Source organism: Dyella subtropica (genome assembly GCF_026283965.1).
In the GTDB taxonomy this organism is placed as follows: Bacteria; Pseudomonadota; Gammaproteobacteria; order Xanthomonadales; family Rhodanobacteraceae; genus Dyella_D; species Dyella_D subtropica.
This window is the reverse complement of sequence record NZ_JAPDPD010000008.1, coordinates 19,321-32,108: the sequence shown is the minus strand read 5'-3', so window position 1 is coordinate 32,108 and position 12,788 is coordinate 19,321. Positions and strand designations below refer to the sequence as shown.

General features: G+C 63.7%; 11 protein-coding genes. 3 read left to right on the top strand and 8 right to left on the bottom strand.

Going from position 1 to position 12,788, the window contains the following annotated elements:
- Window positions 1-325: 325 nt before the first annotated feature.
- On the top strand, window positions 326-2,362 hold the full coding sequence (locus tag OUZ45_RS08415) for a M13 family metallopeptidase (protein ID WP_266169491.1): 2,037 nt from the start codon (window positions 326-328) through the stop codon (window positions 2,360-2,362).
- 67 nt (window positions 2,363-2,429) lie between these two features.
- On the opposite strand, the gene OUZ45_RS08410 is transcribed toward OUZ45_RS08415, so the two are convergent.
- The 8 genes from OUZ45_RS08410 to OUZ45_RS08375 all read right to left on the bottom strand — a co-directional run bounded on the left by OUZ45_RS08410 (window position 2,430) and on the right by OUZ45_RS08375 (window position 10,783).
- On the bottom strand, window positions 2,430-3,428 hold the full coding sequence (locus OUZ45_RS08410) for a TPM domain-containing protein (protein ID WP_266169490.1): 999 nt from the start codon (window positions 3,426-3,428) through the stop codon (window positions 2,430-2,432).
- Window positions 3,429-3,467: 39 nt separating this feature from the next.
- Window positions 3,468-4,871 (bottom strand): pyridoxal phosphate-dependent decarboxylase family protein, encoded by a 1,404-nt coding sequence (locus OUZ45_RS08405; RefSeq protein ID WP_266169489.1) that lies wholly within the window; start codon window positions 4,869-4,871, stop codon window positions 3,468-3,470.
- Window positions 4,872-4,938: 67 nt separating this feature from the next.
- A complete protein-coding gene (locus OUZ45_RS08400) occupies window positions 4,939-6,186 on the bottom strand; it encodes an aminotransferase class V-fold PLP-dependent enzyme (RefSeq protein ID WP_266169487.1) in 1,248 nt (415 codons plus the stop codon).
- A 128-nt stretch (window positions 6,187-6,314) separates the two neighbouring features.
- Complete coding sequence (gene sufD, locus OUZ45_RS08395) at window positions 6,315-7,634, bottom strand: Fe-S cluster assembly protein SufD (RefSeq protein WP_266169486.1); 1,320 nt, start codon at window positions 7,632-7,634, stop codon at window positions 6,315-6,317.
- Window positions 7,631-8,401 carry a Fe-S cluster assembly ATPase SufC gene (gene sufC, locus OUZ45_RS08390; RefSeq protein WP_266169485.1) on the bottom strand — a complete coding sequence of 257 codons (771 nt, stop codon included), beginning with the start codon at window positions 8,399-8,401 and terminating at the stop codon, window positions 7,631-7,633. The genes sufD and sufC overlap by 4 nt, the downstream gene beginning before the upstream one ends.
- A 2-nt stretch (window positions 8,402-8,403) precedes the next feature.
- Entirely contained in the window at window positions 8,404-8,853 is a 450-nt protein-coding gene (locus tag OUZ45_RS08385) for a lysozyme inhibitor LprI family protein (protein WP_266169484.1), read from the bottom strand.
- A complete protein-coding gene (gene sufB / locus OUZ45_RS08380) occupies window positions 8,850-10,322 on the bottom strand; it encodes a Fe-S cluster assembly protein SufB (RefSeq protein WP_266169483.1) in 1,473 nt (490 codons plus the stop codon). The genes OUZ45_RS08385 and sufB overlap by 4 nt, the downstream gene beginning before the upstream one ends.
- The gene (locus OUZ45_RS08375) at window positions 10,319-10,783 is read right to left on the bottom strand and encodes an SUF system Fe-S cluster assembly regulator (RefSeq protein WP_266169482.1); all 465 of its coding nucleotides are present in this window, start codon (window positions 10,781-10,783) and stop codon (window positions 10,319-10,321) included. Before OUZ45_RS08375 ends, sufB begins: the two co-directional genes overlap by 4 nt.
- A gap of 242 nt (window positions 10,784-11,025) precedes the next feature.
- Between OUZ45_RS08375 and OUZ45_RS08370 the strand changes: the two genes are divergently transcribed.
- Both OUZ45_RS08370 and OUZ45_RS08365 read left to right on the top strand, forming a co-directional pair.
- Window positions 11,026-11,364, top strand: a complete 339-nt coding sequence (locus tag OUZ45_RS08370; RefSeq protein WP_266169481.1) for a P-II family nitrogen regulator — start codon at window positions 11,026-11,028, stop codon at window positions 11,362-11,364.
- 52 nt (window positions 11,365-11,416) lie between these two features.
- Window positions 11,417-12,730, top strand: coding sequence for an ammonium transporter (locus OUZ45_RS08365; protein ID WP_266169480.1), 1,314 nt, complete (start codon window positions 11,417-11,419; stop codon window positions 12,728-12,730).
- The last annotated feature ends 58 nt before the right edge of the window (window positions 12,731-12,788 follow it).

Sequence of the window (12,788 nt, the reverse complement as noted above, 5' to 3'; positions counted from 1 at the left end):
ATCGCGAGCCCCCCACCCCTCTCCCCCGCACACAAATCGGTGAGCGGGGAAGAGGGAGCAGAAGCATGCTCATGCACGCGTTGAGTTGAGCGCAAGAGACAAACCGCTGCACAGCGGACTGGAAAGCTGAAGAGCCAGAGCCCAAAGCAAGGGCGGCGGACTGCGTCCGCAAGGACCAAGCACGCTGTGGAGATACTGATTAGGCTCTGACGACCCGGACAGTGACCTTCGACACTGTCCGGCATCCGGCGCCCCTCCCTAGCCTGATCGGCTGGCAGACTGCGCCTTAACGCACTCGCCAGCTCATCGTACCTAGGGAGATTCCATGAAGAACCGCATCGTGAAACCGTTGGCCTGGGCTGTTGGCCTGGCCCTCTGCACTGGCGCCATCGCCGGCCCCTCCGGCAACTTCGACGTGAAGGACCTCGACAAGAAGATCGACGCCTGCACCGACTTCAACGGCTTCGTGAATGCGAAGTGGGTCGCGGCCCATCCGATTCCCGCAGACCGTACGCGCTGGGGCTCCTTCGACGTCCTGCGCGAGGACAGCCTCAACGTGCAGCGCGACATTGTCGAGGGCGCGGCGAAGAACGCCAGCGGGAGCACGCCGGGCTCGATCGAGCAGAAGATCGGCTATCTGTACGCCTCCGGCATGGACGAGGCGGCCATCGAAAAGGCCGGCTTCGATCCGATCAAGCCGCAGCTCGCGCGCATCGCCGCGCTGAAGAACAGCAAGGACGTCGTGGCCTATATCACCGATAGCTACGCCAAGGGCGACGGCATGGTGTTCAGCTTCTACGGCAACGCCGATTTCAAGAATTCCAACCAGCAGATCGCTTACGCCGGCCAGAGCGGCTTGGGTCTACCCACCGCGGATTACTACAGCAAGCCGGACTTCGCGAATATCCGCGAGGCTTACGTCGCGCACATCGCACGCACGCTCGAACTCACCGGTGTAAGCGCCGCTGACGCCCAGACCCAAGCCAAGGCGGTCATGACGTTCGAAACGCGCCTGGCCGGTGCCTCGCTGGTGCCCACCGAACTGCGCCAGCCAGAGAACCGCTACCACTACGTGAGCATCGCCGACGCCGACAAGATCACGCCACATTTCGAGTGGACCGCGTTCTTCAAGGCGCAAGGTGCCGACGTGAAGGACGGTTTCTCGCTGTCGCACCCCAAGTTCTTCACCGAGTTCGACAAGATGCTGGCCGAGGTGCCGGCGGCCGACTGGCAGGCCTACCTGCGGTTCCACGCCATCGAAGGCGCCGCGCCCTACCTCTCCAAGGCGTTCCAGCAGGAAGACTTCGACTTCAACGCCAAGACGCTCAATGGCCAGAAGGAAATGAAGGCGCGCTGGAAGCGCACGCTCGACACCGTCAACGAAAGCATGGGGATGGCCTTGGGCCAGCTCTACGTAGACAAGACCTTCTCGCCCGATTCCAAGACTCGCGCCCAAGCGCTGGTTGATAACCTGCGCGCGGCCTACAAGTCGCGTATCGAAAAGCTCGAATGGATGAGCGACGCGACCAAGCAGAAGGCGCTGGAGAAGTGGGCCAGCTTCACGCCCAAGATCGGCTACCCCGATCAGTGGCGCGACTGGAGCGGCTTGCAGGTGAAGCAAGGCGATTACTTCGGCAACGTGATGGCGGCAGCCAAGTTCAACTACGACTATCGCGTCGCCAAGATCGGCAAGCCGGTGGACCGCCGCGAGTGGGGCATGACGCCGCAGACAGTCAATGCTTACTACAACTCGCAGAAGAACGAGATCGTGTTCCCCGCCGCCATTCTGCAGCCTCCGTTCTTCGACGCCAAAGTGGATGACGCGCTCAACTACGGCGGTATCGGCGCGGTGATCGGCCATGAGATGGGTCACGGCTACGACGACCAGGGCAGCAAGTTCGACGCTCAGGGCAACAACGTCAACTGGTGGACCGATGCCGATCGCAAGGCCTTCGAGGAACGCACCGCCAAGCTGGCCGCGCAGTTCGACGGTTACGAGGCGCTGCCTGGCAAATTCGTCAACGGCAAGCTGACCATGGGCGAGAACATCGGCGATCTTGGCGGCCTCAATGCAGCCTACGACGCTTTGCAAATGGCGCTGGCCAAGAACCCGGCTGAAGCCAACAAGAAGATCGATGGCTACACCCTGGAGCAGCGCTTCTTCCTCAACTGGGCGCGCGTGTGGCGCGGCAACGTCCTGCCGGAAGCGCAGCTGACCCTGCTCAACACCGACCCTCACGCCCCGGCGCAATTCCGCGCTATCGGTGCGCCGTCGAACATGCCGGCCTTCGCTGATGCCTTCCAGTGCAAGGCGGGCTCGAAGATGGTTCGCTCAAGCGAGAAGCAGGTGAAGATCTGGTAAGCGCCCAACCTTGCTTGCCGGCAAGCAAAACCCGTGGGCGCGAGCTCACGGGTTTTTCATGGCTGCACTACCAGCTATCGGAAGCACCACCGCCGCCGGAACTCCCGTCGTCGCCCGAGTAATCGGAGCTCGATGACGACGAGCTACTGCTGCTCTCGTCGCCGCTCCAACCGCCACCGGTTCGCGATGAGCTACCCGAGGTCCAGGCGCCGTTCCACAAAAGCACTTGCCATACCGATGGCGGCCACGCCTTGACCGACGATGCGGCCCGCCGCTTTCCGCTTGGCTTGCGCTTGAGGAATGCCTTCTGCATCCAGCGACGGCGCAATCCATACACGCCGCCGATGAAGCCCAAAAAGATGATGAGCGCCACCGGCCACGGCATGAGAAAGAACAGAAACAGGCTGCACGCTGGTGTGACCCATAACGTCAACAAGCCACCGCCTGACGCGGCCATCAGGCTGAACAAGGTGAGCATGAAGAAAATGAAGACCGAGACCCACCATGGCGCTCCCTCGGTCGCCGGCTTCGGCGGAACCGGTGCAGGCTCGGCACCAGACAACACAGCCAGCACGCCCTCGACGCCCGCCTCCACACCACCCGCGTAATCGCCTGTGGCAAAGCGTGGATGCATAGCGTTACGCAAGATCTGCGAACTGGCCAGATCCGTGAGCTGACCTTCCAGGCCATAGCCGACTTCGATGCGGGCGCGACGATCCTTCACCGCCACCACCATCAGCACACCGTTGTCGACGCCTTTGTGGCCCAGCCGCCACTGCGCAAAAACGTCGTTGGCGTAGCCCTCGATATCCTGCCCGCCAAGATCTGGCACGGTCAGTACGACGACTTGATTGCCGGTTGCCTGCTCATGCGCAGCCAGTTTCGTCTCGATATTCGCCGCGCGATCGCCCAGCACTTGGGCGTCGTCGTTGACGTGTGCGTGCAGCGCTGGCACCGCCGTCGCATGCAATGAAGTGAGCGGCCAGCACCATCCCAGCAAGAGCATGATGCATAGGGCGTGTGCAGCGAACCGCGATGCGCTCGTACCCTGGATTGCCTGTCGCATGGAGCACTTCCCTGTGTTCATCGATGCCAATGGAGAACGCTATTTTGCCAAAGTCGCTGCCAGTCGCTGCAAGGCAGCAAAGGTCAGCTCGATATCGTCCCGGGTGGTGCGCCAGTTGCAGATGGCCGCACGCAATATGGGCTGTCCCTCCAACGTCGAGGGCGAAAGATAGGCTGTGCCGTCTTGGTGCAAGGCGCGGTGTAGAGCAGCGTTGGCCGCGGCATCGCCGCCGGCGAGCCCGAAACACACTACGTTGAGCCGTACCGGCGCAGCCAGGCGGAAGCGCGAATCGCTTGCGATCAACTCGCCGAGGTAACGTGCGGCCTCGCAGTTGCGTTCGACCAGCTCGGCATAGCCCTCGCGACCATAAGCCAACAGACTCATCCACAAGGGCAGCGCCCGGAAGCGCCGCGAGTTCTCCGGCGTCAGGTGCAGATAGTTGTCTTCCGCGACGGCCGGCGCCGGCAAATAAGCCGAACGATTCTGGAACACCTCGATCTGCAGTGGGAGGTGCGCGGTATAGAGCAAGGCGCAGTCGTAGGGCACGTTCAACCATTTGTGCGCATCGACCGTGACCGAATCGGCTGCTTCCATGCCGGACATCAGATGGCGACGTTGCTCCGACGCCGCCGCCACACCACCGAAGGCCGCATCCACATGCAGCCAGAAGCGATAACGTTGCTTGAGATCGGCAATCGCGGCGAGATCGTCAAAGTCCACCGTATTCACCGTACCGGCGCTGGCCACCACGATGCTCGGGATATCGCCCTGCTCGTGTAATGCACGTTCCAGCGCGGTGACATCCAGCGCTTCGCGACCGGGCAACAGCGGCAACGAACGCAGCGCATGGCGCCCGAGCCCGGCCATGCTCAAGGCTTTCGATGTGCTCGAATGCGCACCGCCGGCGTACACCGGAATCGACGGCAAACCTAACAAACCGTCGGCGGCAATATCCCGACCATGCTGATGGCCGATCCACTGCCGCGCCAAGGCCACGCCCACATAGTTCGCCATGGTCGCACCGGTGACACATGCACCCGTCCAATGCGCCGGCCAACCCAACAGCTGCCGCAACATATCGACAGCCTGCGCCTCGATGGCCGGTGCGCACGTATCGCCGTTGCGCTGTGCGTTCTGGTCGTAGGTACTGACCAGCCAGTCAGCGGCCAGCGCAGCCGGCGTGCCGCCGCCAGTCACGAAACCGAAGTAACGTGGTCCGGGACCACCCGACAGCAACGCGGCGTAGTCGCGCTCGAAACGCTGCAATACAGCCTGTGCCCCTTCCCCGCGCCCGGGAAGGTCCATACGCGCAGGCAGCGGCGAGAGCACGTCGGCTGCTGCCGGACGCTGCGGCAATCCATGGAGGTAGTCGCTGGCCATCGCGCGAGCGCGATCGAGAATGGCATCGAACTCGGTGAGGTCCTGCTTCAGGCGGTCATGCATGGATACGTTCCAGGTGTAGTTCTATCGCGCGCGCCTCGAAGGTTGGGAGCATTTCGCTCACCGCAACCTACATCAGCAGCGTACGCACCTTGAGCAGCGCGGTGACGAACGCGTCCACTTCCTCGCGGGTGTTGTAGAACGCCAGCGAGGCGCGCAGCGTGGCGGGCACGCCGTAGAACTGCATCAATGGATGCGCGCAATGGTGACCGGAGCGCACCGCCACACCCTGCAGATCGAGCAAGGTCGCCAGGTCCGTCGCCTGCGCGCCTTCGATCAGGAACGAGATCACCGGCTCCTTCTCCTTCGACTCGCCGAACAGGCGCAGGCCGGGGATTTCGCGCAGGCGCTCGGTAGCATACGTGAGCAGTTGCTGCTCCCAGGCATGAATTGCCTCGAAGCCGATCGACTCGTAGTAGTCGATGGCTGCAGAGAGCCCCACGAAGCCGGCGATGTTCGGCGTACCGGCTTCGAAACGATGCGGCGGGTCGGTGAAGGTCGTGCCGCCGAAGCTCACCTCGCGGATCATTTCGCCGCCGCCGAAGAACGGCGGCATCGCCTGCAGATGCTCCTTGCGCGCCCACAAGGCGCCGGTGCCGGTCGGCGCGAGCATCTTGTGCCCGGTCAGTGCGTAGAAGTCGCAACCGAGCGCCTGCACGTCCACCGGACGATGTGGCACGGCCTGCGAGCCGTCGACCAGCAGCGGGATGCCACGCTTCCGGCACTCGCGCGCCAGCTCACGCACCGGATTCACCGTGCCCAGCACGTTGGAAACGTGGGTCACGCAGGCCAGTTTTACTTCCGGCGTCAGCAGTTTGACGAAGGCTTCCACGATCAGCTCGCCGCGCTCGTCGATCGGCGCCGCTTTCACGGTAGCGCCACTGCGCTGCGCAATGATCTGCCACGGCACGATGTTGGCGTGGTGTTCCATCACGGTAGTGACGATGGCATCGCCCGGCTGCAGCTTCGGCAGCGCATAGCTATAGGCCACCAGGTTGGTGGCCTGAGTGGTGCCGGAGGTTAGAATCAGCTCGTTACTCGACGTGGCGTTGATGAAACGCGCCAGCTTGTCGCGTGCACCCTCGTAGGCGGCCGTGGCCTCCTCGCCGAGTGTGTGCACGGCGCGCGATACATTGGCATTGTGCAAACGATAGTGCTCGTCCACCGCCTCGATCACGCTGTGCGGTTTCTGGCTGGTGTTGGCGTTGTCGAAATACACCAGCGGCTTGTCGTGCACGGTGCGCGCCAGCAGCGGGAAATCCGCGCGGATGCGTTGCACGTCGAAAGCGGTGGGGATGGACTTGGACTGTGCATTCATCGGCAAAGGGTCCGTAGCGATGGGACTCCCTCCCCTCGTCAGGAGAGAGTTGGGAAAGGGTGAACCCTTGAGTCAGGGCCTACCCCCCTCCCAGCCTCCCCCTGTAAGCAAGGGGAGGTGCAGGTCATTCACTCCGCCGGCAAATGCGCCAGCAGCAGATTCGAAACATGCTCCCGCAAGGCTTCATGCGGCATCGACTGCAATACGGCGCGACAGAACGCCGCCGTCAGCAACGTGCGCGCTTCGGCCTGCGGAATGCCGCGCGAGCGCAGGTAGAACAGCGAGCGTTCGTCCAGCTGGCCGACCGTGGCGCCGTGCGCCGCCTTGACCTCGTCGGCGTAGATTTCGAGTTCCGGCTTGGTGTCGATCTCGGCCTGACCGGACAGCAAAAGATTCTTGCTACTGAGCAAGGCATCGCTGCCGTCGGCGCCCTGCGCCACCACGATGGCACCGCGGAACACACCGCGTGCACGCTGGTCGGCCACGCCGCGCCAGATGGATTCCGATGCCGTGTTCAGCGCCTGATGACGAATCGCCAGCTGGGTATCCACGTGCTGGCGGCCATGCAGCGCGAACACACCGCGCGAATCGAAGCGCGCCTCGTCGCCTACCAGCTCGGCCTGCAGGTCGTGGCGCACCAGTGCGCCGCCCAGCTCCAATACATGCGACATGACGTGCGCACGCGCGCCCAAATGCAGGCTGCTGCGACGGATCATCGTGCCGCTCTCGGCCGCATTCTGCAGCAGCGTGTGCTGCAGCTTGGCGCCATCGCGCAACACGATGTCGCCAACCAGCGTCGCGAGATGGCCTTGCTCGCCCGTCGATGCATGATGTTCGATCAGGGTCAGCTCGGCGCCCTCGCCCAGCTCGATCACGTTGCGCACGTGCCAGCTGCAGTCGCCATCGGCCGGTGCGCCGACGAACAGCAGATGCACCGGCTGCGCGATCCTTGTGCCGGCATCCACGCGCAGCACCACGCCATCGCCGGCCAATGCGGCATTGAGGCGGGCAAACGTATCGCCCGCCTCGCGATAGTGTCGCGAAAGCGCAAAACGCAGGGACTCCGCATCGCCCTGCAGCGCTTGCGACAGCGGCATCAAACTCAGGCCGTCGGGAAGACCGAACGACGATGAAAGATCGGCGCGAAACACGCCGTTGACGAAGACCAGGCGCGGCCCATCAACACCCGGCAGCGCAAGCGCAGCAAGGTCGACGGGGCGTCCCGCCGCGTTTGCATCGCCATGGGCAAACTGGCGCTGACCCAGCGCGCGCAGCGCGGTGTACTTCCAGGCCTCGACCCGGGTATCCGGCAGTCCAGCTGCCTCGAACGCTTCGAGGTTTTCGCGACGCGCCGCATCCAGCCACGCGATACCGCTGCCCGGCAGTTGCGCCAGCGCCGCCGACGCCAGCAGCGACTCGACGAACGGCGTGCGCACCGGCTGGTTCATGCCTGCGCTCCGGACAGCGCCGGATCGCGATCGGCCACCCAGGCGTAGCCGTGTTCTTCCAGCTTCAGCGCCAGCGTCTTGTCGCCGCTCTCCACAATGCGGCCGTCCGCCAGCACGTGCACGAAATCCGGCTCGATGTAGTCGAGCAGGCGCTGGTAGTGGGTGATGACCAGGAAGGCGCGATCCGGCGAGCGCAGCGCGTTGACGCCCTGCGCCACGTGCTTGAGCGCGTCGATATCGAGGCCGGAGTCGGTTTCGTCGAGGATCGCCAGCTTCGGCTCCAGCACGGCCATCTGGAAGATCTCATTGCGCTTCTTTTCGCCGCCGGAGAAACCCTCGTTGACGGCGCGATGCAGCAGCTCGTCCGAGATCTGCATGATCTTCAGTTTCTCGCGCACCAGCTTGAGGAACTGCATGGAATCCAGTTCCTTCTCACCGCGCTGCTTGCGCTGCGCGTTGAGTGCGGCGCGCAGGAAATAGGTGTTGTTCACGCCGGGGATTTCCACCGGGTACTGGAAGGCCAGGAACATGCCGGCCGCAGCGCGTTCCTCCGGCTCCAGCGCCAGCAGGTCGCGCCCTTCGTATGTCACCGAACCTTCGGTGACCTCGTAGCCATCGCGGCCGGACAGCACGTTACCCAGCGTGGATTTGCCCGCGCCGTTCGGCCCCATGATGGCGTGCACCTCACCCGGATTCACGGTGAGCGAGAGCCCCTTGAGGATGTCCTTGCCCTCGACGCGGGCGTGCAGGTTTTCGATCTTCAGCATGGTCACTTCAGTTCCGCAGAATTCTTTACCGAGCCGGCGCAAACGTCGCCTTCCTGCACACCATCGAGCCACGCCTTCAGCTGCTCGGTACGTTGCTGGGTGAGGCGAGCCTTAGCCTGGCCGACGCACATGGGGTACACAGAGCCGTACTGGACGGCCGGGCTCTCCGACTTGCCCACCGGATAGGTGGCCTCGACCTCGGCATCGCGGAACTTGATCCACAGCTGTTGCGAAGCCTTGAGCTTCTGCAGGAACAGTGGCTGATCCGCGTACTTGGCGAGAATGGCCTCCCAGACCTTGTTGAGTTCCTGATCGGCCTTGGCGAAATCGCCGGCCGAGCAGGCGTTGAGTTCAGCCTGCGAACCGGCGGCGTTGCAGCTTGGCTGCGAACCCGCCACCGAGGCCGTGAAAGGCAAGATCGCCAGCATGGCGAACAACGCGATGCGCTTCATCCCACAGCCCCTTCCAGAGAGACTTCGAGCAGCTTCTTCGCCTCGACCGCGAACTCCATCGGCAGCTCGCGGAACACCTGCTTGCAGAAGCCATCGACGATCATCGATACGGCGTCTTCTTCGCTGATGCCACGGCTGCGGCAATAGAACAGCTGGTCGTCGGAAATCTTGGAAGTAGTCGCCTCGTGCTCGACGATGGCACTCGGGTTCTTCACTTCCATGTACGGGAAGGTGTGTGCGCCGCAGCGCTTGCCGATCAGCAGCGAGTCGCACTGGGTGTAGTTGCGCGCACCGTCGGCGCCCTTCTCCACCTTCACCAGGCCGCGATAGGCATTGGAGCTGCGACCGGCGCTGATGCCCTTGGAGACGATCTTGGACTTGGTGCCCTTGCCGATGTGGATCATCTTGGTGCCGGTGTCGGCCTGCTGGCGATGATGCGTCAGCGCCACCGAGTAGAACTCACCCACCGAACGATCGCCGCGCAGCACGCAGCTCGGGTACTTCCAGGTGATGGCCGAACCGGTTTCCACCTGGGTCCAGGAAATCTTGGAATCCGCGCCGCGGCAGTCGCCACGCTTGGTCACGAAGTTGTAGATGCCGCCGACGCCGTTCTCGTCGCCGGGGTACCAGTTCTGCACGGTGGAGTACTTGATCTGCGCGCGTTCCAGCGTGACCAGTTCCACCACCGCGGCGTGCAGCTGGTTCTCGTCGCGCATAGGCGCGGTGCAGCCTTCGAGATAGGAGACGTAGGCGTCGTCCTCGCACACGATCAGGGTGCGTTCGAACTGTCCGGTGTTCATCGCGTTGATACGGAAGTACGTGGAAAGCTCCATCGGGCAGCGCACGCCCTTGGGTACGAACACGAACGAGCCGTCGGAGAACACCGCCGAGTTCAGCGCGGCGAAGAAGTTGTCGCCGGTCGGCACCACGCTGCCCAGGTATTGCTGCACCAGATCGCCGTGCTCACGGATCGCCTCGCTCATCGAGCAGAAGATCACGCCGGCCTCCGCCAGTTCCTTGCGGAAGGTGGTGCCCACGGAGACGGAGTCAAACACCGCGTCCACCGCCACGCCGGCCAGCTTGGCGCGCTCATGCAGCGGCACGCCGAGCTTGTCGTAGGTTTCCAGCAGCTTGGGGTCGACCTCGTCCAGCGATTTGGGGCCTTCCTTCGGCGCGGCGTAGTAGCTGATGGCCTGATAGTCGATCGGCGCAAGCCGCAGCCTGGCCCAATCCGGCATCGGCATGGTCAGCCAGTGGCGATACGCCTTCAGGCGCCACTCGGTCATCCACTCCGGCTCCTGCTTGATCGCGGAGAGCTGGCGGATGATGTCCTCGCTCAGGCCAGGCGGCAGGCTGGTGGTTTCGATGTCGGTGACGAAACCGGCCTCGTAGCGGCGGCCGAGCGCTTCCGCGACTTCAGCGTTGTCGCGAAGCGTGGTGGCGGTGTTGTCGCTGCGTTCGCTGGTCATGCGTGGGTCCTGCCTTTCAATTCACTGAGTGCCACGGTCGCTACCGGCGTGCGTGACGGCGGTTTGAGCATGTCGGCCAGGCTGACCGCGCGCAGCGCGTTGTCCACCACATGGCTCACCAGCTGCCAACTGCCGCGCACGGTGCACTGCGACTCGCGATCGCACTGCCCTTCGGCAACGATGCCGCATTCGGTCATGCCGATCGGCCCTTCCATCGCCTCGACGATCTGCGCCAGCGAGATCGCGCTCGCCGGCCGCGCTAGGCGATAGCCGCCATTGACGCCACGGAACGATTCGACCAACCCGGCGTGCCCCAGCGACTTCAGCAGCTTGCTGACCGTGGGCAATTCCAGACGCGCCTCATCGGCAATCTGCGCCGTACTGAGTACGTCGTGCGGATGGGCGGCGATGCAGGTCATCACCACCGTGGCGTAGTCGGTGAGTCGGCTGACGCGAAGCATGGGGGAGGCCGGGAAGAATCTGATTGAATCGGTACCAAAATGGTACTGATTGGCGCAGCGAGGGTCAATGACAAGCCATTGCACCAATGGCGCGCAACTCCTCGCCAAAAAAGCTCCAGAAAAGCGCTACTCCAGCGCCACCCATGCTCTAACTTACTGAATTTACGGCCATCCCCCTCGACTCTCCGGCTGGCATGCAATGTGCTGCATTGCGACATATCAACCACTCGGGGGAGCGCCGGATGAAATGGGTCACCGCGATTATCAAACCTTTCACGCTGGATGACGTGCGGCAGGCCCTGTCCGAGGCCGGCATCTCCGGCATGACCGTCACCGAGGTCAAGGGCTTCGGTCGCCAGCACGGGCATACCGAGCTGTATCGCGGCGCCGAATACGTGGTCGATTTCCTGCCCAAGCTGAAAGTGGAAGTGGCCGTGGCCGACGAGCAGCTCGACCACGTTATCGAAGCCATCAGCGGCGCGGCGCGAACGGGGAAGATCGGCGACGGCAAGATCTTCGTCAGCGAGCTGGAACAGGCCATCCGGATCCGCACCATGGAGGTCGACACCGATGCGCTCTGAGAGGCTGGGAACGGGGAATAGGGAACCGGACATCCGGCGGCGGCTCGCGGGCTTGACGGCATGGATCGTGATGGGCGTCTGCGTGGCGTCGCCGGCCTGGGCACAATCCGCACCCGCACCGACACATCTAGATAGCGGCGACACCGGCTGGATGCTGACCGCCAGCATGCTGGTGCTGATGATGACCATCCCGGGTGCGGCGCTTTTCTACGGCGGCATGGTACGCGCCAAGAACCTGTTGTCCGTGATGATGCAGTGCTTCGCGATCACCGCGCTCGTCACGGTGCTGTGGATCGTCTACGGCTACTCGCTGGCCTTCAGCTCGACCGGAATGCAGGCCCACGTCGTGAACTGGCACACCTTCATCGGCGGGCTCGATCGCGCCTTGCTGGCGGGCCTGACGCCGACCTCGCTGTACCAGACGGTGCCCGAAAGCGTGTTCGTGATGTTCCAGCTCACCTTCGCCATCATCACCCCCGTGCTGATCATCGGCGCCTACGCCGAACGCATGAAATTCAGCGCGATGCTGTGGTTCAGCGGGTTGTGGCTCACCGTGGTCTATCTGCCAGTGGCGCACATGGTGTGGAGCGGACCGGGCTCGTTGCTGGGCGACCTTGGCGTGCTGGATTTCGCCGGCGGCACCGTGGTGCATATCAATGCAGGTATCGCCGGCCTCATCGCCTGCCTGGTGATCGGCAAGCGCCGCGGCTATCCGCATACCCCGATGCCGCCGCACAACCTCGGCTACACCGTGGTCGGCGCCAGTTTGCTATGGCTCGGCTGGTTCGGCTTCAACGCCGGCTCCGCCGTCGCCGCCAACGGCAGCGCCGGCATGGCCATGCTAGTCACTCAGATCGCCACCGCCGCCGCGGCACTCGGCTGGCTGATCGCCGAGTGGATCACCCACGGCCGCCCCAGCGTGCTCGGTATCGTCTCCGGCGCCGTCGCCGGCCTCGTCGCCGTCACACCCGCCGCCGGTACTGCGGGGCCTGGCGGCTCGCTGGTACTCGGCTTCATCGCCGGCGTGGTGTGCTTCTTCAGCGCCACCAAACTCAAACACAAACTCGGCTACGACGACTCCCTCGACGTCTTCGGCGTCCACGCCATCGCCGGCATCATCGGCGCCCTACTCACCGGCCCGCTGGCCGCCCCGACACTCGGCGGCTTCGGCACCGTCACCTCCCTGTGGGGACAACTGTGGATCCAGGCCAAAGGCGTCGGCTTCACCATCGTATGGAGCGCCGTACTCAGCTTCGTCCTGCTGAAGCTAGTCGACTGGACCATCGGCCTGCGCGTCGACGACGAACAGGAAATGGTCGGCCTCGACATCGCCCTGCACGAAGAGAAGGCTTACAACCTTTCGTAACAACAAAACGCAGAAAGACATAAAGAGCCCGCAAGCAACGCTTGCGGGCTCTTGCTTT